Annotated in this window: 18 protein-coding genes; 11 read left to right on the forward strand and 7 right to left on the reverse strand. The window is 72.5% G+C overall.

Annotated elements, in window-relative coordinates; genetic code table 11:
* Nucleotides 1-60 precede the first annotated feature (60 nt).
* A complete protein-coding gene (locus ACH4RG_RS17930) occupies nucleotides 61-1,113 on the reverse strand; it encodes a LacI family DNA-binding transcriptional regulator (RefSeq protein WP_397917332.1) in 1,053 nt (350 codons plus the stop codon).
* A gap of 220 nt (nucleotides 1,114-1,333) precedes the next feature.
* On the opposite strand from ACH4RG_RS17930, the gene ligA reads away from it, so the two are divergent.
* The 4 genes from ligA (at nucleotide 1,334) to secD (ending at nucleotide 7,878) form a co-directional block, all read left to right on the forward strand.
* Nucleotides 1,334-3,469: an NAD-dependent DNA ligase LigA gene (gene ligA, locus ACH4RG_RS17935; RefSeq protein WP_397917333.1), complete on the forward strand. Its 2,136-nt coding sequence runs from the start codon at nucleotides 1,334-1,336 to the stop codon at nucleotides 3,467-3,469.
* Between the two features lie 646 nt (nucleotides 3,470-4,115).
* On the forward strand, nucleotides 4,116-4,832 hold the full coding sequence (locus tag ACH4RG_RS17940) for a rod shape-determining protein MreC (RefSeq protein WP_397917334.1): 717 nt from the start codon (nucleotides 4,116-4,118) through the stop codon (nucleotides 4,830-4,832).
* A 38-nt stretch (nucleotides 4,833-4,870) separates the two neighbouring features.
* Nucleotides 4,871-5,485 carry a hypothetical protein gene (locus ACH4RG_RS17945; RefSeq protein WP_397927010.1) on the forward strand — a complete coding sequence of 205 codons (615 nt, stop codon included), beginning with the start codon at nucleotides 4,871-4,873 and terminating at the stop codon, nucleotides 5,483-5,485.
* A 35-nt stretch (nucleotides 5,486-5,520) separates the two neighbouring features.
* A complete protein-coding gene (secD, locus tag ACH4RG_RS17950) occupies nucleotides 5,521-7,878 on the forward strand; it encodes a protein translocase subunit SecD (protein ID WP_397917336.1) in 2,358 nt (785 codons plus the stop codon).
* Nucleotides 7,879-7,949: 71 nt separating this feature from the next.
* Here secD and ACH4RG_RS17955 read toward each other — a convergent pair whose 3' ends face one another.
* Nucleotides 7,950-8,777 (reverse strand): helix-turn-helix domain-containing protein, encoded by an 828-nt coding sequence (locus ACH4RG_RS17955; RefSeq protein ID WP_397917337.1) that lies wholly within the window; start codon nucleotides 8,775-8,777, stop codon nucleotides 7,950-7,952.
* A gap of 102 nt (nucleotides 8,778-8,879) precedes the next feature.
* Here ACH4RG_RS17955 and ACH4RG_RS17960 point away from each other — a divergent pair, with 102 nt between their 5' ends.
* Entirely contained in the window at nucleotides 8,880-9,185 is a 306-nt protein-coding gene (locus tag ACH4RG_RS17960; RefSeq protein ID WP_397917338.1) for a 4a-hydroxytetrahydrobiopterin dehydratase, read from the forward strand.
* Between the two features lie 87 nt (nucleotides 9,186-9,272).
* Here ACH4RG_RS17960 and ACH4RG_RS17965 read toward each other — a convergent pair whose 3' ends face one another.
* Nucleotides 9,273-10,235, reverse strand: a complete 963-nt coding sequence (locus ACH4RG_RS17965) for a LysR substrate-binding domain-containing protein (RefSeq protein WP_397927012.1) — start codon at nucleotides 10,233-10,235, stop codon at nucleotides 9,273-9,275.
* A gap of 361 nt (nucleotides 10,236-10,596) precedes the next feature.
* Between ACH4RG_RS17965 and ACH4RG_RS17970 the strand changes: the two genes are divergently transcribed.
* Entirely contained in the window at nucleotides 10,597-11,526 is a 930-nt protein-coding gene (locus ACH4RG_RS17970; protein WP_398539803.1) for a class I SAM-dependent methyltransferase, read from the forward strand.
* Between the two features lie 33 nt (nucleotides 11,527-11,559).
* Here ACH4RG_RS17970 and ACH4RG_RS17975 read toward each other — a convergent pair whose 3' ends face one another.
* From ACH4RG_RS17975 to ACH4RG_RS17985, 3 genes are all read right to left on the reverse strand, one after another.
* Entirely contained in the window at nucleotides 11,560-12,027 is a 468-nt protein-coding gene (locus ACH4RG_RS17975) for an RICIN domain-containing protein (protein WP_397917341.1), read from the reverse strand.
* Nucleotides 12,028-12,133: 106 nt separating this feature from the next.
* A complete protein-coding gene (locus ACH4RG_RS17980; RefSeq protein ID WP_397917342.1) occupies nucleotides 12,134-12,970 on the reverse strand; it encodes an aldo/keto reductase in 837 nt (278 codons plus the stop codon).
* 115 nt (nucleotides 12,971-13,085) lie between these two features.
* Nucleotides 13,086-14,885 carry an AMP-dependent synthetase/ligase gene (locus ACH4RG_RS17985; RefSeq protein WP_397927020.1) on the reverse strand — a complete coding sequence of 600 codons (1,800 nt, stop codon included), beginning with the start codon at nucleotides 14,883-14,885 and terminating at the stop codon, nucleotides 13,086-13,088.
* Nucleotides 14,886-15,318: 433 nt separating this feature from the next.
* On the opposite strand from ACH4RG_RS17985, the gene ACH4RG_RS17990 reads away from it, so the two are divergent.
* Entirely contained in the window at nucleotides 15,319-15,534 is a 216-nt protein-coding gene (locus ACH4RG_RS17990) for a DNA-binding protein (protein WP_397917344.1), read from the forward strand.
* Between the two features lie 45 nt (nucleotides 15,535-15,579).
* Here the strand turns inward: ACH4RG_RS17990 and fdhD are convergent, their stop codons facing one another.
* On the reverse strand, nucleotides 15,580-16,428 hold the full coding sequence (fdhD, locus tag ACH4RG_RS17995; protein ID WP_398539804.1) for a formate dehydrogenase accessory sulfurtransferase FdhD: 849 nt from the start codon (nucleotides 16,426-16,428) through the stop codon (nucleotides 15,580-15,582).
* A 244-nt stretch (nucleotides 16,429-16,672) separates the two neighbouring features.
* Here fdhD and ACH4RG_RS18000 point away from each other — a divergent pair, with 244 nt between their 5' ends.
* From ACH4RG_RS18000 to ACH4RG_RS18015, 4 genes are all read left to right on the forward strand, one after another.
* Entirely contained in the window at nucleotides 16,673-17,632 is a 960-nt protein-coding gene (locus ACH4RG_RS18000) for a beta-ketoacyl-ACP synthase III (RefSeq protein WP_397917346.1), read from the forward strand.
* Nucleotides 17,633-17,857: 225 nt separating this feature from the next.
* Nucleotides 17,858-19,039: an ROK family protein gene (locus tag ACH4RG_RS18005; protein WP_397917347.1), complete on the forward strand. Its 1,182-nt coding sequence runs from the start codon at nucleotides 17,858-17,860 to the stop codon at nucleotides 19,037-19,039.
* Between the two features lie 223 nt (nucleotides 19,040-19,262).
* Nucleotides 19,263-20,786, forward strand: a complete 1,524-nt coding sequence (locus ACH4RG_RS18010) for a sugar ABC transporter ATP-binding protein (protein WP_397917348.1) — start codon at nucleotides 19,263-19,265, stop codon at nucleotides 20,784-20,786.
* Nucleotides 20,783-21,835, forward strand: coding sequence for an ABC transporter permease (locus tag ACH4RG_RS18015; protein ID WP_397917349.1), 1,053 nt, complete (start codon nucleotides 20,783-20,785; stop codon nucleotides 21,833-21,835). Before ACH4RG_RS18010 ends, ACH4RG_RS18015 begins: the two co-directional genes overlap by 4 nt.
* Nucleotides 21,836-21,840: the final 5 nt, after the last annotated feature.

Genomic DNA, 21,840 nt, shown 5'->3' on the forward strand with positions numbered 1-21,840 from the left:
ATTGCTCGATGCGCTCTCCGACAAGCCGACCGCCGCCGGATCAGGCCGCCTGCCGCCCGGTCAGGCCGACTGCCGTCGTACCAGTGTCGGCGGGAAGAGCACGGAGGGCGAGGGGCCGCCCGGTTCGCCGATCTGCTTCAGCAGCAGCCGGGCCATCTCCGCGGCCATCTCCTCCACCGGCTGCCGCACCGTGGTCAGGGGCGGGTCGCAGGCGGCCGCCGCGCTGCTGTCGTCGAAGCCGACCACCGCCACGTCGGACGGCACGTCGCGCCCCGCCCGGAGCAGGACCGGGAGCGCGCCCAGGGCCATCAGGTCGGAGGCGATGAACACCCCGTCGAGGTCGGGGCGGTCCGCCAGCAGCCGCCGCATCGCCGCGGCCCCGCCCCGATGCGTGAAGTCCCCCTCGGCACAGGCCACGTCCTCGATGCCGTGGGCGGCGACGGCCTCCAGGAAACCGGTCAGCCGCACCTGCCCCGCCGGCATGTCCTGGGGTCCCGAGACGGTGCCGATGCGGCGTCGCCCCAGCGCGGCCAGGTGGTCGGCCGCCAGCCGCGCCCCGGCGTGCTGGTCCACCTCCACATAGGCCAGCGGGGACGAACGGTGAGGACGGCCCGCGAGTACGGCGGGCATCCTGGTGTCCTGGAGCAGCCCGGGGAGCGGGTCGTCTGCGTGCGTGGTGATCAGCACGACCCCGTCGACATGACCGTGGCGCAGATAGGAGAGCAACTGGCCCCGGGACGCCTCGTCGTCGGCCAGCATCACGACCATCTGGATGCCCGCGGGGCGCAGCACCTCCAGCAGCCCGCTGACGACCCGCCCGAAGTACGGGTCCGAGAACATCCGGCCGACGAACGGCTCGGACATCGGCCGCCGTTCCCGCTCCGAGACCACGAGGGCCACCGAGTCGGTGCGCCGCGTCACCAGCGAGCGGGCGGCGCGGTTGGGCACGTAACCGGTGGTCGCCACCGCCTCCTCGACCACGGTGCGCAGGGCGGGGTCAACGGTGGTCGCCCCGTTGATCACCCGGGACACCGTCGCCCGCGACACACCGGCCACGGCCGCCACGTCCTCCAAGGTCGCGGGGCGTACGGGCTGCGGCACTTCGGCTGTCATGCCGCTCTTTATACCCGCAGGCCGGCCGCCCCGTTCCGCCGAGGGCCCGCACTGTGCGCGGCAGCCGTTCCAGCTCGGCGAGGAAGGTGTCGCGCGCCGTCACGAGGGCGTGGGCACCGGAGCCGGATGCGTGGACGCCCCGCTCCAGGGAGGCCGTCGCGCTCTCCCGGGATCGGGGCGGGGAGAGCGGACGCGGGCGTTGTCAGTGGTGGGCGGAAGAATGGTGGCCATGACGAACTCAGCTGCTGTGCTCGCCGATGCCGCCGCCTATGCCGCCGCGGTGGAAGAGGCCTCCCTCGCCGCCGCCGCGTACTACGCCACGGGCGAGAGCGCGCTGGACGACGACGCCTACGACCGGCTGGCGCGCGGAATAGCCGCGTACGAGGCGGACCACCCGCAGGAGGTGCTCGCCGACTCGCCGACGGGCAAGGTCGCGGGCGGGGCCGCCGTCGGCGACGTGCCGCACACGGTGCCCATGCTCTCGCTCGACAACGTGTTCTCGGCCGAGCAGTTCGTGACCTGGACCGCGTCGCTGGAGCGGCGGATCGGCCGGCCGGTGACCGCGTGGAGCGTGGAGCCGAAGCTCGACGGCCTGGCGGTCGCCGCGCGCTACCGGGACGGCCGGTTCGAGCGCCTGGTCACCCGGGGCGACGGAACGGCCGGCGAGGACGTCTCGCACGCGGCCGGTGCCGTCGTCGGCCTGCCGGAGCGACTGGCCGCCCCGGTCACCATCGAGGTGCGCGGCGAGATCCTCATGACGAACGAGCAGTTCGAACAGGGCAACGCGATCCGTACGGAACACGGCGGCGCCCCCTTCGCCAACCCGCGCAACGGGGCCGCCGGCACCCTGCGCGCCAAGGACCGCGCCTACCGGGTGGAGACGACCTTCTTCGCCTACGGCGCGCTGCCGCTGCCCGGTTCCGGGGAGGTCGCCGGGACCCTCGCCGAACTGCCCCACAGCGAGATCCTGGCGTACGTCGCCGAGCTCGGCGTGCACACGGCCGCGGGCACCGACGTCGCGCCGCTCCGGGCCACCACGGTCGAGGAGGTCCAGGCTCGGGTGGACGCGACAGGCGCCTTGCGTGCCTCGCTGCCGTTCGGCATCGACGGGATCGTGATCAAGGCCGATCTGGCGGCCGACCAGCGCGAGGCCGGCTCCGGCACCCGCGCGCCCCGCTGGGCCATCGCCTACAAGCTGCCCGCCGTGGAGAAGATCACCCGCCTGCTGGCCGTCGAGTGGAACGTCGGGCGCACGGGCATCATCGCGCCGCGCGCCGTCCTGGAACCCGTGGAGATCGACGGCTCCACCGTCGGTTACGCCACCCTGCACAACCCGGCCGACATCACCCGCCGCGACCTGCGGCTGGGGGACCAGGTCATGGTCTACAAGGCCGGCGACATCATCCCGCGCATCGAGGCCCCCGTGGTGCACCTGCGCACCGGCGACGAGACACCCATCGCCTTCCCCGAGTGCTGCCCGCAGTGCGGCTCCGACATCGACACGAGCGAGCAGCGCTGGCGCTGCACCCGAGGCCGTGACTGCCGCCTGGTCGCCTCCGTCTCGTACGCGGCGGGGCGCGATCAGCTCGACATCGAGGGCCTCGGCTCCACACGGGTCGTCCAGCTCGTCGACGCGGGCCTCGTCGCGGACTTCGCGGACCTGTTCACTCTGGAGCGGGAGCAGTTGCTCGCCCTCGACCGGATGGGCGAGACCTCTACGGACAACCTCCTGGCGGCCATCGAAACCGCCCGGAGCAGGCCGCTGTCCCGAGTCTTCTGCGCCCTGGGCGTACGGGGCACGGGGCGTTCCATGTCGCGTCGCATCGCACGCTATTTCGCCACGATGGACCGGATCGTCGCCGCCGACGCGGAAACGCTCCAGCGGGTCGACGGCATCGGCAAGGAGAAGGCGGCCGCGGTGGTCGCCGAGCTGCTGGAGCTGGCGCCGCTGATCGACAAGCTCGTCGCTGCCGGGGTGTCCATGACGGAGCCGGGGGCCACCCCGCCTCCGGAGCCGGGGACGGAGGAGGCGGCCGCGGCGGCAGGCGCGGACGCGGAGGCCGGTGGCGAGGCCGGAACGGGTTCCGCGCTGCCCCTGGCGGGGATGACCGTGGTGGTCACGGGCGCGATGTCCGGAGCGCTGGAGAAGCTGTCGCGCAACCAGATGAACGAGCTGATCGAGCGGGCCGGCGGCAAGTCGTCCTCCAGCGTCTCCAAGCGCACCAGTCTGCTTGTGGCCGGGGAGAAGGCCGGATCCAAGCGGACCAAGGCGGAGGACCTAGAGGTCCGGATCGCGGTGCCGGAGGAGTTCGCGGAGCTGGTCGGCGCCTTCCTGCCGGCGGGGGAGGAGGCCTGAGCCGGCCGGCTGCCGTGAGCGCCGCGCTGGTGCGCCTGTGAATCAGCGAGGAAGTGGCGTTCCACCACCCCGTATTGCATAGTGAGGGCTCGGTCGTGCCTCGCTATCAGCGGGGCCGACGGGTGCGTGGGCGGCTGCGATGGGCGGCCGAGGGTGAGGGACGATGCGTTCTGTGCACGACGGACAGCGACCGGGTCGCGCCGTTCCGCCGTCGTCCGAGGACGCCGGTACGGGCCGAAGGCCTCCCGTCCTCGGCGGACCTGGAGCACTCGACGGGCTTCACGGGCTTCACGGGCCCTACGCACCTGACCGGGTGGAACCCGCCCGGACCGCCCCCGCCCCGACCGCCCCCGCCCCGACCGCTGCTCTCGCGACCACTCCGGTCCCGGCCGTTCGCGGCCCGCTCACTTCCGCGCCCGGCGAGTGGCGAGGGCCGCTCCGCCCGGGTGCGGGCCCATGGGGGAAGGGCCCCGGACCGCTTCGTGACGGGAGCGGTGCCGGGGCGTTCGGGGCGGGGCGTTCCCGCGGGGGGCTCCGGACACGCCACCAGCAGTTGCGCGCCCCGGGCACCCAGGGCGCACCGGGTGTTCCCCCGGCCGCCCGGGGGCTGGCTCTGGACCTGGGCAGCTCCCGCACCCGGGCCTGGGTGCCAGGCCGGGGACTGGTTGTCGACGCGTTCCCCGGCTCCGGTTCCCACGGGGGCGACGAGCGGCCGGTCCGGCGCGGGCGCATCGTCGACCCCGAGTCCTGCGGCCGGCTGCTCGGCCGCATCGCCGACGCGGCCCTGGGGCCCGACCGCAGCGACAGCGTGATTGTTCTCAGCCATCCCGTGCTCGCCGGGGCCGATCACCGCACCGCCGCGCGCGCCCTGCTCGCCGGGCTCGGGACGTCGCGCGTCCTGGTCCTCAGCAGCGCCAGGGCCGCCGCCGCGTACGCCGGACCGAGGGAGACGGGCCCCCTTCTCGTCGTCGACATGGGAGCCGAGCTGACCGAGGTCACGCTCCTCGTCAACGGCCTGGTGGCCGACGCCCGGCAGGCCGAGAGCGGACTCGACGACCTCGGCCGCCTCGATCCGGCGACGTTGCCGGCCGTCCTCGTCCGCACGGTGCTCGACATGATCACGTCCATGTGGCGGCACGACCGGCACGGCGCGATCCGCGGAGCCCTGCGCAAGGGCCCCGTGCTCGCGGGCGGAGGCGCGCTGCGAGCCGATGTCACCGATCGCATCGCCCGCTGCCTCGGCACCCGGGTGCGCCTGGCCGACGACCCGTCGACCACGGTCGTCCGCGGCGCCGGACAGATCCTCAGCTCCGTGCTTCGCCATCCGACGGTGTCACCCGAGCGACTCGGCCGACCGAGGTGACGCGGCCCCCGGGACCTTCCCGGCCGAACGCGTCGCAGGTGCGGTCTCTGCTGGCCACGCTGGTCCTCACCGTCCTCACCCTGGTCGGCGGCGCCGCCTCGGCCACCGGTGCCGCGCTCGCCCCGCCGGCTTCCCGGAGCCTCGCGCCCGTCGGCACCGTCGCCTCGGCACCCACCGCACCGCAGCCCCGGCACGCCGGGCACGACTCCCGGCCCGGCGTCGGGCAGCACGCCGGGCACGACTCCCGGTATCGCGTCGGGCGCTTCGGCGGATCCGACCGCTGGGGGCCGGACCGCGTGAGCGGGGTCGTGACCGAGGCGTACACGGGTGCGGGAGCGGGTGTGGTGGCGCGGGCCGGGCACGAGCAGCCCAGGGCTGCGGCCGATCCGGCGCAGGCCCCCCGGGCGGGCACCGGCCGGGCGTACCTGCTTCTTCACGCGCCGCCGCCGCCGCACGACGCGCTGACGCCCGCTCCACCGGGGGCGGCCGAGCCGCGCGCCGGCGTACAGCATGTCGTCGCGGATCCCTCCGACGTACCCGGCGGCCGCAGGGGCGCGCTCCCCGACGTGCGGGGGCCTCCTCCGGGCAGGACCACCGGTCCCACGACCGGTCATCCGTCCTGCTCTGCCGATCCGGCGCCGCGTCCTCACTGAGGTGAGGGCGCTCGGCGCCCCACCGGAGGATTCTCATGACTCGCGCCACCACGGTGCGAGCGGTTCTGGCTGTCGCCGTCCTGCTCGTCTCCGTCTACATCAGCCTGACCATGTCGCCCAGACTCGGCCTCGATCTCCAGGGCGGCACCCGTATCGTGCTCCAGGCCCGGGACACCGCCACCGTCGAGGCGGACCGGGAGACCACCGACCGCACCCTGGAGGTGCTGCGGCAGCGCATCGACTCGCTGGGCGTCTCCGAGCCGACCCTCACCCGGTCCGGCGAGGACCGGATCATCGTCGAACTGCCCGACGTCCAGGATCCGCGCCAGGCCGCCGAAGTGATCGGCCGGACGGCCCAGCTCACCTTCCACGCGGTCGAGGGCCCGGCGGCCGAGGAACCGGACGAGAAGCCCGCGGGCTCCGACCCCACGGCCGACCCGGGCTCCACCGCAGACGCCGACCGGCTGACCCTCCCCGACGAGCAGGGCCGCGAACTCGCCCTCGGCCCCGCCCGCCTCTCCGGAGCGGGCGTCGAGGATGCCACCGCGGGCTTCGACGCGCAGGGCGGTGCGGGCTGGAGCGTCTCGCTCGAATTCCGCAAGGACGCCGGTCAGGACTGGAAGAAGCTGACCGGCGAAGCCGCCTGCCATCCCGCCGGGGACGACCGCCGCAGGGTCGCCATCGTCCTCGACGAGAAGGTCATCTCCTCGCCGCAGGTCGACCCCTCGGTCGGCTGCCGGGTCGGACTGCCGTCCGGGGCCACCCAGATCACCGGCTCGTTCAGCGCGGACGAGGCCCGGGACCTGGCGCTGCTCATCAAGGGCGGGGCGCTTCCCGTGCCCGTCGAGATCGTCGAGCAGCGGACCGTCGGCCCGACGCTCGGCGCGGCGGCCATCGACGCGAGCGCCCGGGCGGCGCTCATCGGCGCAGCCGCCACCGCACTCTTCATCACGGTCGTCTACCGACTCTTCGGCGCGCTGGCCGCCGTGGCGCTGGCCGCGTACGGGGTGATCTCCTACGCCGCGCTCGTCGCTCTCGGTGTCACGCTGACGCTCCCCGGGCTCGCCGGATTCGTCCTCGCGATCGGGATGGCGGTCGACGCGAACGTCCTGGTCTTCGAACGGGCCAGGGAGGAGTGCGCCGAACGGCCGAAACGCTCCCTGCGCTCCGTGCTGGCCACCGGATTCACGAAGGCGTGGAGCGCGGTCGCCGACTCCAACGCGACCACCCTGATCGCGGCCGGACTGCTCTTCTTCCTGGGCTCGGGCCCGGTCAAGGGCTTCGGGGTCACGCTCGCCATCGGGGTCATCGCCTCGATGTTCTCCGCGCTGGTCATCGCCCGCGCGCTCACCGAGATCGCCGCGAGCACCCGCTTCGTCAGCGACTACCGGGGCGTCAACGGCATCGCGCGCCCCGGCGCCGTGCGGACCTGGCTGGTCCGCAAGGATCCGAAGCTCTTCCGGAAACCGGTTCGCTGGCTCCTCGTCTCGGCCGCCCTGGTCGCCGTCGCGGTGGCCGGGATCGTGGTGCGCGGCGTCGATCTGGGCGTGGAGTTCACCGGGGGCCGGCTGATGGAGTACTCCACCAGCCGACCGGTCGACGTCGAGACCGCCCGGGGCACGCTCGCCGCCGCCGGGTTCGGGGACGCCGAGGTCACCACGGCCGGGGACGGCGACCTGTCCGTACGCACCGGGAAGCTCGACAACGACGGCGAACACGCCCTGCGGACCGCCCTCGCCGAGGAAGGCGGCGAGACGACGAAGGTACGGGACGAGCTGATCGGCCCGAGCCTCGGCGACGAACTGCGGCGCAACGCCCTGATCGCCCTGGGGGTGGCCGTCGCCGTTCAGCTGGCCTACTTGGCGGTCCGGTTCCGCTGGACGTTCGCCGTGGCCTCCGTGGGGGCCATGGTGCACGACGTGATCCTCGTGGTGGGGGCCTTCGCCTGGCTGGGGCGGCCGGTGGACGGCATCTTCCTGGCCGCCCTGCTCACCGTGATCGGCTACTCGGTCAACGACTCGGTAGTGGTCTTCGACCGGGTACGGGAGACGTGGGGGGCGAACCGGCGGACACCGCTGGACGTCATCGCCCGCCGGGCCGTCCTCCAGACCGTTCCGCGCACGGTGAACACCGGGGTGGGCGCCCTGTTCATCCTGGCCGCCCTCGCGGTGCTGGGCGGCGACTCGCTCGCCGACTTCGCGCTCGCCCTGCTCATCGGCATCTGTGTCGGCACATGGTCCTCGGTGTTCACCGCCGTACCCGGAGCCCTCGTCCTGGAACGGAACGCCAAGACCCCGCCCCCCACCTCCGGGAAGGGGAAGGCGAAGGGCTCGGCGCGCGGGCGCGCGGGCGCGTCCCGGCGCGATCCGCTCGACAACGGCGCGCGCGTCTGAGGTGATCGCGCGCTCCGGCGCCACGACCGGCCGCCCGGCCGGTCGTGGCGCCAGGGTCCGAGGGGGCAGGGTCAGGACGGGATGTGGGCGTGCAGATAGGCGGCCGTCTCCCGGTCGGCGGGGAGGAACGTCTCGATGGCCAGCTCGGCCACCGTCACGTCCATCGGCGTGTTGAACGTCGCGATCGACGACACGAACGACAGGACCCGGCCTCCGTGCTCGAGCAGCATCGGCAGTGCGAACGCGGCGGAGCGCTCCCGCGTACCGCCCGCACCGTCGGTGCGACGGCCCGCGTCGGCCGCCCGTGCGGGGACCGGATAGGCGGCCACCTCGTCGTACAGCGCACGCAGCTGCGGCGAGCGCACGAGGGCGATCTGGCGGTCCATCTGCGCCAGCAGGTCCGCCCGCCACTCCGGGAGGTTCACGATGCGCGGGGCGAGCCCCTCCGGGTGGAGGGTGAGCCGCATGGCGTTCACCGGCGGGGTCAGTAGCTTCTCGGGCACCCCTTCGAGCAGCAGGGCGATCCCCCGGTTGGCCGCCACCACCCCGTAGGTGCCGTCCACCACGAGCGCCGGATACGGCTCGTAGGCCGCGAGCAACTGGTCGAGGCTCTCACGGAGGGAGGCCATCGCGGGGTCGTCGAGCGGCGTCTGCGCGTAGCGGGGTGCGTAACCGGCCACCACCAGAAGGGCGTTGCGTTCACGGACCGGGACGTTCAGCTCCTCGGCCAGCCGCAGGACCATGTCCTCACTGGGCCGGGAGCGGCCCGTTTCGATGAACGAGATGTGGCGGGCCGAGGAGTCCGCGCGCAGGGCCAGCTCCAGTTGGCTGATGCGCCGCTGTTCCCGCCAGTCCCGCAGCAGCGGCCCTACTCCCGTGTCGGGCAAGACAGTCGTCATGCCAAGACCGTAACGTCACCGGCGGGCCGGGGCCGGTACGGGCCGCCCCGGCCCGCTGTGACGCATGCGCGCCGATCCGCCGAGACCCACGGGAGCCGTTCCATGAGCACAGAGCCGCTGTCGCCGACCGAGATCGACCGTCGGCTGGAGAGCCTGTCCGGCTGGGCGCTGGAAGGAGACCGGATCACCCGGACCTTCCGGCTGCCCTCCCACTTCGCCGCCGCCGCGCTGACGGTCCACATCGCGCGGATCCAGGACGAGCTGAACCATCACTCCGACCTGACGCTCGGGTACAACACGGTGTCCCTCTCCGTCCACACGCACGACGCGGGAGGCGCGGTCACCGAGAAGGACTTCGCGCTCGCCGCCCGGGTGGCGAGCGCCGCGCCGGCCCACGGGGCCGAATAGTCCCACGGGCGGAACAGCCCGGCGCGGCCGATCAGCCCCCGGGGCGCTACAGCGGTGGGCTGCTCGGCCCCGGCCCCCGCCCGGGGCTCAGGCCACCGTGCCGAACCTCGGGTGCGCGCCGAGCCACCGCGCGTAGCTCGGGCTGCGCGACACCGCCTCGGCGTAGGCCGCGCGGGTCGCTCCGGCCACCGTTCCCGCCGCGGCGTCCGCGGCGGCGGAGTGCGGGTGCCAGCCCACCAGATGACGCCAGCTGAGCGGCGCGCCGGCCAGCGGTCTGGTCACCAGGCCGGGCGCCGGCGGGAACGTCGCCCGGCACAGTCCTATCGCCCGCCCGACCTGCACCAGATGGACGACGGACGAGGTGTCCGTCTCGTAGACCGACACCGGGGTGAACCCCGATCGCGCGCAGGCCGCGGTGAAGCAGTCGGCGAAGCAGCCTTCGCCGGGCACGTCCGCCCAGCACTCGTCCGCGAGAGCCGCCAGCTCCAGCTCCGTTTCCCCGGCCAGGGAGTGATCCTCCGGCAGCATCACGAAGACCGGGTCCACCCCGACGACCTCCCAGACCAGCCGGTCCGCCAGGGGCGGCGGGCTCTCGCCGCACGTTCCGATCAGCGCGAAGTCCAGCCGGCCGTCGATCACCAGCGAGGAGATCTCGCCGACCGACCACGAGGTGTACGTCGACACCGGCACCGACGGGTGGGCGGCGGCCATCCGGTCCACCAGGCCGCCGAGCAGCGGACCGTGTGTGCCGCCCAGCCGGAACCGGTCGAGGGACCCCGCGGCATTGGCGAACCGCACCGCCTCCGCCTGGAGTTCACTGACCGCGGGCAGCACCACCCGGGCCCGCCCCAGCACCAGTTCGCCGAGCGGGGTGGCCCGCGCCCCGGTGTGGTCGCGGTCGAACAGAGCGCCGCCCAGGGCCTTCTCGATCCGCCGCAGCTGGGCGCTGAGGGCAGGCTGGGCAAGCCCCAGGGCGGCGGCGGCCTTGGTGAGGCTGCCCGTGTCGGCAATGGCACGGACCGTTCGCAGATGGCGCAACTCGAGCTCCATAAGGGCAAGTTATGGGCCCAGGGGCACCCCGGCAATATGTGCGCTCCGCCTACCGTTCGGTCGGTGTACACGGGATGTACTCCGCAGGCCCGGTCGGCGGGGTGCGGCGTTCCGGTTCAGCCGTGCCAGGCGCCGTCGTGGGAGACCCGGAGACGAAGCCGGAGAAGTTCCTCGGCTTCCGTCCCAGGACCCGCTTCACGTCCTCCCTCGCCGCGTGGTGGCCGTCCGGCGGCGCCGCGAACCGGTCGGCCAGGAGTTCCCACATCCGGGCCGCCCCCTCGAACTCCGCCGACGGGCACCTCGATTTGCCGGACCGGCAAAGAAGATTGCCGGGCGGCCGTCGTTCGGAGAGGCTGATCCCATGAGCAGCCACGCCGGTCACGGCCACCACGACGCGCACGCACCTGCCACGCCCGTACATGCCCACGGATCGGGCGGCGACCCTGCGACGGACATCGACTGGGACGTCCTGGGACCCCTGCTGGAACAGGAGGCCGAACTCAACGGCGCGCAGTACGAGGAGGCGGCCCGCTGGATCGCCGCCCTGCCCACCGCGCCGAAGGTCCGCCGGGTCCTGGACATCGGCAGCGGCCCCGGCGTCGTCTCCTGCCTGCTGGCCGAGGTCTTCCCGGAGGCCGAAGTGGTGGCGGTGGACGCGACGCCCGCCCTCCTGGAGCGAGCGGAGAACCGCGCGCGGCGCCTCGGCGCTATCGACCGCTTCCGGACCCTGGAGGCCGAACTTCCCGCGGACTTCGACAGGCTGGGCGAGGCTGATCTGATCTGGGCGGGCAACTCCCTGCACCATCTCGGCGACCAGCGCGCCGCTCTGGCAGGCTTCGCCGGGCTCCTGCGGTCCGGCGGCACGGTCGCGCTCGTCGAGGGCGGCCTGCCCACCAGGCGGCTGCCCCGCGACATCGGCATCGGAGAGCCCGGCCTGGAGGCCCGTATGGGCGCGGCCGCCGCCACGCGCTTCCAGCACATGCGGTCCGAGCTCCCGGGGGCGAAGCGGGAGACCGAGGACTGGAGCGCGCTCTTCACCGCGGTCGGCCTCGTCCCGCAGGGCACCCGGAGCTTCCTCCTCGACCTGCCCGCACCGCTCTCGGGTCCCGCCCGCGACCATGTCGTCGCGAGCGTCACCCGCGAGCGGGAGGTACTGGGCGAGCTGCTGTCGGCCGAGGACCGCGCGGTACTGGACCGGCTCCTGGACCCCGAGGACCCCGAAGGCCTTCACCACCGCCCCGACGTCCACCTGCTCACCGCCCGCACGGTCCACCTCGGCCGCCGCGACTGAACCGGCGACGTCGTCCGGGGCTACCCGGCTGCCTTACGACACCGGCTCCAACTGCCACCACTGGAAGGGGGAGTCGGTGTCCTCCCACTGCTGGATCGTGCCGCCGTCCTCGGTGGAACGGTCCGCGACCTCCATGACGAGCCCGCTGATGAAACTCACCAGGGTCACCGTTCCGGGCGCCTCGGCGTGCTGCTCGATCAGCCATTCCTGGGCGCCGAAGTTGTTGGCCTTCCACTGCTGGACGCGGGTGCCGTTCGACGTATCGGCATTGGCGACGTCCAGCCGCTTCCCGCTGTGCTCGTTGACCAGGTGGAAGAGGGCTGCACCCTCGTGCACCGGGGCCAGCCGCCACACCTGCGCGGCCGTCCCGTCGTCCTCGCCCTGCTGAACCCGGGCCCCACTGCCCTTGGCCGCGCCGTACACCTCCAGCACCAGCTTGCTGCCGACGTTGCGCAGGCGGTACGGACCCGCCTCGACGACGGGCGCGAGTTCGCCGCTCATGTTCCCTGTCTCCCCGATTCGACCTCTGTACCGCTGTGCTGCCGCCGGCGCACCGGCTGACGACGGCACCCCACCGAGACCGGTGAGGGCGCCGTCGGCCGGACGCTCAGGCGCCGACGTTGAACTCCGCCGGGTCGGGGCCGAGCCGCTTGCCCTCGTCCAGGGCCGCGAAGGCGGCGAGGTCGTCGGCGTCCAGTTCGAAGCCGAACACGTCGAGGTTCTCCTTGATCCGCGACGGGGTCACGGACTTCGGGATCACGATGTTGCCGGTCTGCAGATGCCAGCGCAGCACCGCCTGGGCGGGTGTACGGCCGTGCTTCCGGGCGATGGCGACGACCGTCGGCACCTCCAGCAGGCCCTTGCCCTGGCCCAGCGGCGACCACGCCTCGGTGGCGATGCCGTGCTCGGCGTGGAAGGCGCGGAGCTCGCTCTGCTGGAGCTGCGGGTGCAGCTCGATCTGGTTGACGGCCGGCACCACGGAGGTCTCGGCGAGCAGTCGCTTCAGGTGTTCGCGAGGGAAGTTCGACACGCCGATGGCCTTCGCGCGGCCGTCGGCGAGGATCTTCTCGAACGCCTTGTACGTGTCGGTGTACGCGTCCTTCGCGGGGACCGGCCAGTGGATCAGGTACAGGTCGACGTAGTCGAGGCCGAGCTTGTCCAGCGAGGCGTCGAAGGCGCGCAGGGTGCTGTCGTGGCCCTGCTCGCTGTTCCACAGCTTCGTGGTGACGAAGAGCTCGTCACGGGCGACGCCGGAGGCGGTGATGGCCTTGCCGGTACCGGTCTCGTTCTCGTAGATCGCGGCGGTGTCGATGCTCCGGTACCCGGTCTCGATGGCCGTGGCGACCGCCTTCTCCGCCTCGTCGTCCGGTACCTGCCAGACACCGAAACCGAGCTGCGGCATGTCGAGGCCGTTGTTGAGGGGGATGGAGGGGACCTGGCTCACGAGCGATCGATCCTAACGTCGTCGGTTGATAACTCCCCACGACAACGACCGGACGGGCCAGAGCATTCCCGCCCCCTTCCGGCAGCCTCGATCGTGCCGCCGTGCCGCCGCCGGGTCAGTGGTACAGCGCGTCGACCTCGACCGCGTACGCCGTCTCGATCGCCTTGCGCTTCAGCTTCAGCGAGGGCGTCAGGAGCCCCGTCTCCTCGGTGAACGGATGGGCCAGGATCCGGAACGTACGGATGGACTCGGCCTGGGACACCGCCGTGTTGGCGGCCACCACCGCCCTGCGGACCTCCATCTCCAGGTCCGGGTCCCGCACCAGGTCGGCCGGGCCGAGCGGGGTGCGGCCCTGCATCGACAGCCAGTGGTCCACGGATTCCTGGTCGACGGTGACGAGCGCCGCGATGTACGGACGGTCGTTGCCGACGACGATGCACTGCGCCACCAGCGGATGCGCCCGTACGCGTTCCTCCAGACCGGCCGGCGAGACGCTCTTGCCGCCCGAGGTCACCAGGATCTCCTTCTTCCGCCCGGTGATCGTCAGATAGCCGTCCTCGTCCAGCGCACCGAGATCCCCGGTGGCGAGCCAGCCGTCCCGCAGCACCGCCCGGGTGGCCCCCGGGTTGCCCAGGTAGCCGGAGAACACGTTCGGCCCGTGCACCCACACCTCGCCGTCGTCCGCGATGTGCACCGACGTCCCCGGAATCGGCTGCCCGACCGTTCCGTACCGGGTGCGCTCGGGAGGGTTCGCCGTCGCCGCGGCGGTCGACTCGGTCAGCCCGTACCCCTCGAAGACGCTCACCCCGGCGCCCGCGAAGAACAGCCCGAGCCGGCGGTCCATGCCCGAACCGCCCGACATCGCGTGCCGCACCCGGCCGCCCATCGCGTCGCGGACCTTCTTGTAGACGACCTTGTCGAAGAACTGGTGCTGCATCCGCAGCCCGGCCGAGGGACCGGGACCCTCCCCGAACGCCTTCTGCTCCATGGCCTCGGCGTACTTCACCGCGATGTCGACGGCCTTGTCGAACGGCCCGGCCCTGCCCTCCGCCTCGGCCTTGCGGCGGGCCCCGTTGAACACCTTCTCGAAGATGTACGGCACCGCCAGGATGAACGTCGGCCGGAACGTCACCAGGTCCGGCATCAGCGCGTTCGCGGACAGCTCCGGCTGGTGGCCGAGCTTGACCCGGCCGCGGACCGCGGCGATCTCGACCATCCGCCCGAAGACATGGGCCAGCGGCAGGAAGAGGAGGGTGGCGGCCTCGTCGCCGGGCTTGGAGTGGAACACCGGCTCCCAGCGCGTGACCATCGTGTCGCTCTCGAACATGAAGCTCGCGTGGGTGATCACACACCCCTTGGGGCGGCCCGTCGTCCCCGAGGTGTAGATGACGGTCGCCACGGAGTCGGGCGTCACCGCGCGCCGGTGCCGCTGCACCACCTCGTCGTCGATGTCCGCACCCGCCCCGAACAGCTCGTCCACCGCTCCGGCGTCCAACTGCCACAGCCGCTTCAGTCGCGGCAGCCGGTCGATCACCGAGCCGACGGTCATCGCGTGGTCCTCGTGTTCGACCATCACCGCCACCACCTCGGCGTCGTGCAGCATCCACAGGACCTGCTCGGCGGAGGAGGTCGGGTAGATCGGCACCGACTGGGCCCCGACGGTCCAGAGCGCGAAGTCGAAGAGCGTCCACTCGAAGCGCGTACGGGACATCAGAGCGACCCGGTCGCCGAACCGCACCCCGTGCGCGATCAGTCCCTTGGCCAGGGCCAGCACCTGATCGCGGAAGTCCGCAGAGGTCACATCACGCCACTGGCCCCCGGCGTCCTTGCGACCGAGCGCGACGCGGTGCGGATCGTCCTCCGCGTAGTCGAAGACCACGTCGGCCAGACCGCCGACCTGAGGTGCCGCCGGCATGGGTGGGACAGTGAAATCGCGCAATGACATGCTCCTCGTGGCGCTCCGCACAGCGCCGCGACGCTACCCCAAGCGGGGGCCCGGCGGGAGAGGCCCGGGCCCTTCGGACACCGTGTCATCCGCCCAGGTCAACCGTCGAAATCCGGCCAGATGGGCAAGGCTCGGGCTCCGGCCGGCCCAGTTCTGACTGAGGGGTAAGCGGCTCGCGCCGGAATCTCCACCGAATCCGACCGCTGCGACCACGACCACCACGACCCCCGCGAAGACCGCCGAGATCGCCGCTCCCGCGATCCCGGGCCGTCCGGGGACCCGGCGGATTCGGATTCCGCTTCCGAGGCGTTGCCGGACCCGCCGGTTACGGTGAGCCGGTAGCCGGTAGCCGGTAGCCGGTAGCCGGTAGCCGGTAGCCGGCAGCCGACAGCGAGGAAGTGCCATGAGTGATGAGCCCGGTGCACCCGCCGACGACTTTCCGCACGGGGCGGGCAATCCGGCCCGGCGCGCCCTGCGGGCGGCGGGCTACACCAGCCTCGCCCGGCTCACGACCGTGACCGCGGCGGAGGTGCTCGCGCTGCACGGGGTCGGCCCGAAGGCGATCAGGGCCCTCCGCGAGGCGCTGGCCGCGGAGGGCCTGGCCTTCGCGGGGGAGTGAGGCCCGTATCCCCCGGGCCTCCCCGCACCGGACCCCACCCGCGTCTCAGCCCCGGCGTACCGCCGCCCCCAGCGCGATCCGGTGCTCACCGGCGTACACGTTCATCGACGGGCCGCGCAGGAAGCCGACCAGCGTCAGCCCGCTCTCCGCCGCCAGGTCCACGGCCAGTGACGACGGCGCCGAAACCGCCGCGAGCACCGGGATCCCCGCCATCACGGCCTTCTGTGCCAGCTCGAACGAGGCCCGCCCCGACACCAGCAGAACGGCCCGGGACAGCGGCAGCCGGTGGTCCGTCAGCGCCCGGCCCACCAGCTTGTCGACCGCGTTGTGCCGGCCGACGTCCTCGCGGACGTCCAGCAACTCGCCTTCCTCGGAGAAGAGCGCGGCGCCATGCAGGCCACCTGTCCGGTCGAACACCCGTTGCGCGGACCGCAGCCGGTCCGGGAGGGCGGACAGCAGTTCCGGGGTGACCCGCACCGGAGGAGCGTCGGCCACGGGGTGCCGGGTCGTGGTGCGTACCGCGTCCAGGCTGGCCTTGCCGCACAGGCCGCACGAGGAAGTGGTGTAGACGTTCCGCTCCAGCGTGATGTCGGGGACGCGGACCCCGGGCGCGAGCTTGACGTCCACCACGTTGTAGCTGTTCCCCTCGTCCGCCGTCGCCCCGGCGCAGTACACGATCGACCGCACCTCGTCCCCCTCGGCGATCACCCCCTCGCTGACGAGGAAGCCGGCCGCCAGCGCGAAATCGTCGCCCGGCGTGCGCATGGTGATGGCCAGGGGCCGGCCGTTGAGGCGGATCTCCAGAGGTTCCTCCGCCACCAGGGTGTCCGCGCGGGAGGAGACGGCACCGTCCCGGATGCGGAGGGTGCGGCGGCGTTCGGTGGCCCGTCCCATGGGTGTGAATCCCGATTCTGTCCGTGTGCGATGGCTTCTGTCCCGATGGGCGAAGCCGGAACCCGACCCCGTCATTGTCCGGCATCCGCACCTGCGTGTCGCAGTCACCGCCCCAGCACGCTGACCAGGCTGTTGTCAACGCTCCAACGTGTGGGCCGGATTCCTGTGGGATCACGTGCCCCCGTACCCGGCGGTAGCGACCAAGACTGGACGTTTCCTGCCCTACCCGACGATGGGAACCCGTATGACCGGCTCACGTGTCGTGGCGCTCGGCCACTACCAGCCCGCCAAGGTGCTCACGAACGACGATCTGGCGGCCATGGTCGACACGAGCGACGAGTGGATCACCAGCCGGGTCGGTATCAAGACCCGCCACGTGGGTGGCCCGGACGAGCCGGTGGACGAGATGGCCGCGCACGCGGGAGCCAAGGCGCTGGCCACGGCCGGTCTGGTGCCCTCGGATGTCGATCTGGTCCTCGTCGCCACCTCCACCGCGATCGACCGGTCCCCGAGCATGGCGGCGCGGGTCGCGGCACGGCTGGGCATGGGCTCGCCGGCGGTGATGGACATCAACGTGGTGTGCTCCGGCTTCACGCACGCGCTGGCCACCGCCGACCACGCGATCCGGGCCGGTGCGGCGACCCGGGCGTTGGTCATCGGCGCCGACAAGATGGCCGACATCGCGGACTGGACCGACCGCTCCACCTGCGTCCTGCTCGGCGACGGCGCGGGAGCGGCGGTGGTCATCGCCGACCCGACGGCCCCCGACACCCCGGAGGGGCCCGGCATCGGACCGGTCCTGTGGGGCTCCGTGCCGGAGATGGGCAACGCGGTCCGGATCGAGGGGACGCCGCCGCGCTTCGCGCAGGAGGGCCAGTCGGTCTACCGCTGGGCCACCACCCAGCTCCCCCCGATCGCCCGCCGGGTCTGCGAGAAGGCCGGCGTCGCCCCGGAGGATCTGGCGGCCGTCGTCCTGCATCAGGCCAACCTGCGGATCATCGAGCCGGTCGCCCGCAAGATCGGCGCGGTCAACGCCGTCATCGCCCGGGACGTGGTGGACTCCGGCAACACCTCGGCCGCCTCCATCCCGATGGCGCTGTCCAAACTGGTCGAGCGCGGCGAGGTCGCCTCCGGCGCGCCGGTCCTCCTCTTCGGCTTCGGCGGAAACCTCTCCTACGCGGGCCAGGTCATCCGCTGTCCCTGACCGTCCGCCGCCCCTGACACCTCGCGCGGCGCCCGACTCCCAGCACGGCGCCCGACTCCTACCGCGGCGCCTGCGTGAGCTCCGACCGAGAACCTTTGTCCTGAGTGTGGAGAAAGTTGGAGCGGATTCCTGCGCAACTTCTTCCCACTCCGGGAAAGCGCTGCTACGTTCCCCTCGAAAGCCCGACGGACTGGCCGATGTGGCGGGGAGGGACGCGTGAGACGCATGACGGCACGACCCGCGAACGCGCATCAGGCGCGGCTGCTCCGACTGCTGCGCGACGGGGGCCCCAACTCCCGTGCGCAACTGGGTGATCAGGTCGAGCTGTCGCGCTCGAAGCTCGCCGTCGAGGTGGACCGACTGCTGGACACCGGCCTGGTGGTGGCCGACGGACTCGCCGCATCGCGCGGCGGGCGCCGCTCGCACAACATCCGGCTCGCTCCCGAACTGCGGTTCCTCGGGGTCGACATCGGCGCCACCTCGATCGACGTGGCCGTCACCAACGCGGAGCTGGAGGTCCTGGGACACCTCAACCACCCGATGGACGTGCGCGAGGGCCCGGTCGCCGTCTTCGAACAGGTGCTGTCGCTGGCCGCCAAGCTGCGGGCCTCCGGGCTCGCCGAGGGTTTCGACGGCGCGGGCATCGGGGTCCCCGGCCCCGTCCGCTTCCCCGAGGGCGTGCCCGTCGCGCCGCCGATCATGCCGGGCTGGGACGGTTTCCCGGTCCGCGAGGCGCTCAGCCAGGAGCTGGGCTGCCCCGTCATGGTCGACAACGACGTGAACCTCATGGCGATGGGGGAGCAGCACGCGGGCGTGGCCCGCTCCGTGGGCGACTACCTCTGCGTCAAGATCGGTACGGGCATCGGCTGCGGCATCGTCGTCGGCGGTGAGGTCTACCGCGGTACGACCGGCAGCGCAGGGGACATCGGGCACATCCAGGTGGACCCGGACGGCCGGGCCTGTGCCTGCGGCAACAAGGGCTGCCTGGAGGCACACTTCAGCGGCGCCGCCCTCGCCCGGGACGCGGAGGACGCGGCCCGTGAGGGCCGCTCGCCCGAGCTCGCCGCCCGGCTGGAGGCGGCGGGCCGCCTCACCGCCGCCGACGTGGCGGCGGCCGCCGCCGCCGGTGACGCCGCCGCGCTCGACCTGATCCGCGAAGGCGGCAATCGGCTCGGCCAGGTGATCGCGAGCCTGGTCAGCTTCTTCAATCCCGGTCTGGTGGTGATCGGCGGCGGGGTCACCGGCCTCGGCCACAACCTCCTCGCCAGTGTCCGCACCCAGGTCTACAAGCAGTCCCTGCCCCTCGCCACCGGCAATCTCCCCATCGTGCTGGGTGAGTTGGGGCCCACCGCCGGAGTGATCGGCGCAGCCCGGCTCATCAGCGACCATCTGTTCTCACCGGCCTGACCACAGGGCCGTACGCACCACCGCATTGGTCAGGTACCCGGCCTCAGCCAGGTACTAGTCAGGTACTCGTCCGTACGCGCACGTCAGGTACCAGTCAGCAGCCGTTCGCGGTGCCGCCGGCTCCACGGCACCTCCAGCCCTGCGCCCTGTCCGCTCACCGGCCCTCCCCGGCCCCTCGGCACCGCCCGAGCAGGGGAGACCCCATTCGCCGAGGGGATTCGTCATGGCACCAGAACCACCCCTGCTCACCATGTCCGGCATCACCAAGCTCTTCCCGGGCGTCCGCGCCCTGGACGGCGTCGACCTGGAGGTCCAGGCCGGCGAGGTCCACTGCCTCCTCGGCCAGAACGGCGCGGGCAAGTCCACCCTCATCAAGGTGCTCGCCGGAGCCCACCAGCCCAACGACGGCGAGATCACCTGGCGCGGCGATACCGTCCAGCTCAAGTCGCCGATCGCGGCAATGCGCCTGGGCATCGCGACCATCTACCAGGAACTCGACCTGGTCGAGGGCCTGTCGGTCGCCGAGAACGTCTTCCTCGGCCACGAGCCGACCAGCGCCGGCTTCATCGTCCGTACGGGGGAGGGGCGTTCCGCCGCGAAAGCGCTCCTGGCGCGTCTCGGGCACCCGGAGATCGACCCCGCCCGGCACGTCGGGGACCTCTCCGCCGCCCAGCAGCAGATCGTCTCCATGGCCAGGGCCCTCTCCCACGACGTCCGGCTCATCGTGATGGACGAACCCTCCGCCGCCCTCGACCCCGACGAGGTCGACAACCTCTTCCGGATCGTCGACGGCCTCACCGCCGACGGGGTGGCCGTCGTGTACATCTCGCACCGCCTGGAGGAGATCCGGCGCATCGGCGACCGGGTCACCGTCATCAAGGACGGCAGGACCGTGGCCGTCGGGCTGCCCGCCGCCGACACACCCACCCGCGACATCGTTGCCATGATGACCGGCCGGGACGTCGCCTATGTCTTCCCGCCGCGCCCGGAAGGGTCGGCCGCCGCCACCACCGAACCCGTACTCCGCGTCCAAGGCCTCTCCCGCAAGGGTGAGTTCGCCCCCGTCGACCTGGAGCTGAGGCCCGGCGAGATCGTCGGCCTCGCCGGACTCGTCGGCTCGGGACGCTCCGAGATCCTGGAGACCGTCTACGGAGCCCGTAAGCCGTCCACCGGGACCGTCACCGTCGCCGGGAAACAGCTCCGCCCCGGCAGTGTCCGCGCCGCCGTCGCCGCGGGCATCGGCCTCGCGCCCGAGGAACGCAAGGCGCAGGCCCTGCTCATGACCGAGTCGGTCACCCGTAACGTCTCGGTCTCCTCCCTCTCCCGCTTCGCCCGGATCGGCTGGATCGACCGGGGCGGGGAGCGGAAGGCCGCGCGGAGCGCCACCCGCGAACTGCAGATGCGGCCCGACAATCCGGATGCCGCCGTCCGCACCCTCTCCGGCGGCAACCAGCAGAAGGCAGTCCTCGCCCGCTGGCTGCTGCGCGGCTGCCGGGTCCTGCTGCTGGACGAACCCACCCGTGGCGTCGACGTCGGCGCGCGCGCCGAGCTCTACGCCGTGATCCGCCGGCTGGCCGACGAAGGCCTCGCCGTACTGCTCGTCTCCAGCGAAGTGCCCGAAGTCCTGGGCCTCGCCGACCGGGTGCTGGTGCTCCGCGAGGGCCACGTGGTCCACACGGCCCCCGCCCAGGAGCTCGACGAGCACCGCGTACTCGACCTCGTGATGGAAGGGAGCCCGACGCCATGACACAGCCCGCCCCGTCGGCGCAGCACAACGGGCCGGACAAGGGGACCCTCACCGGCCCCTCCGACACACCGCCCTCGAAGTCGGGCGGTGGCATGCCGGCCCTCGGTCTGCGGCTGGACGTCCGGATCCTGTCCCTGCTCGGCGTCCTGGCCGCCCTGGTCCTGGTCGGTGGCATCACCGAACCGGACGCGTTCCTGGACACCGGGAACCTCCAGCTGATCCTGACCCAGGCGTCCGTCATCGGCGTCGTCACGGTCGGGATGACCTTCGTCATCATCAGCGGCGGCATCGACCTCTCCGTCGGCGCCATGGTCGCCCTCGCCTCGGTGTGGGCGACGACCCTGGCCACCCAGGAGTACGGCTTCGCGGGCATCGCGTTCACCGCGGTCATCGTCGGCCTCGCCGCCGGACTCGTGAACGGCGTCCTCATCGCGTACGGGGGAATGGTCCCCTTCATCGCGACGCTCGCCATGCTCGCCTCGGCGCGCGGACTCGCCCTCCAGATCACCGACGGCAAGACGCAGATCGTCACCGTGGACTCGGTCCTGGACCTCGGCCTGCCCGACTCCTACATTCTCGGCATCCCGCCGCTGGTCATCATGTTCGCCGTGGTCACCGTCGTCGGCTGGCTCATCCTCAACCGGACCACCTTCGGCCGCCGCACCGTCGCCGTCGGCGGCAACGCGGAGGCCGCCCGGCTCGCCGGGATCGACGTCCGCCGCCAGCGCCTCTACCTCTACCTGCTGTCCGGGCTGTGCTGCGGCATCGCCGCCTTCATGCTGATCGTGCTCGCCGGCTCCGGCCAGAACACCAACGGCAACCTGTACGAGCTCGACGCCATCGCCGCCGCGATCATCGGCGGGACCCTGCTCAGCGGCGGCCGGGGCACCATCGTCGGCTCCGTCCTCGGCGTCCTGATCTTCACCACGATCACCAACATCTTCGCTCTCAACAACCTCCAGAGCGATGTCCAGCAGATCGCCAAGGGCGCCATCATCGTCGCCGCCGTCCTCGTCCAGCGCCGCACCATGCGCGGCAGGGAAACCTGAGCACC

Origin of the sequence: Streptomyces sp. NPDC021019 (assembly GCF_044333295.1) — a bacterium.
Taxonomy (GTDB): Bacteria; Actinomycetota; Actinomycetes; order Streptomycetales; family Streptomycetaceae; genus Streptomyces.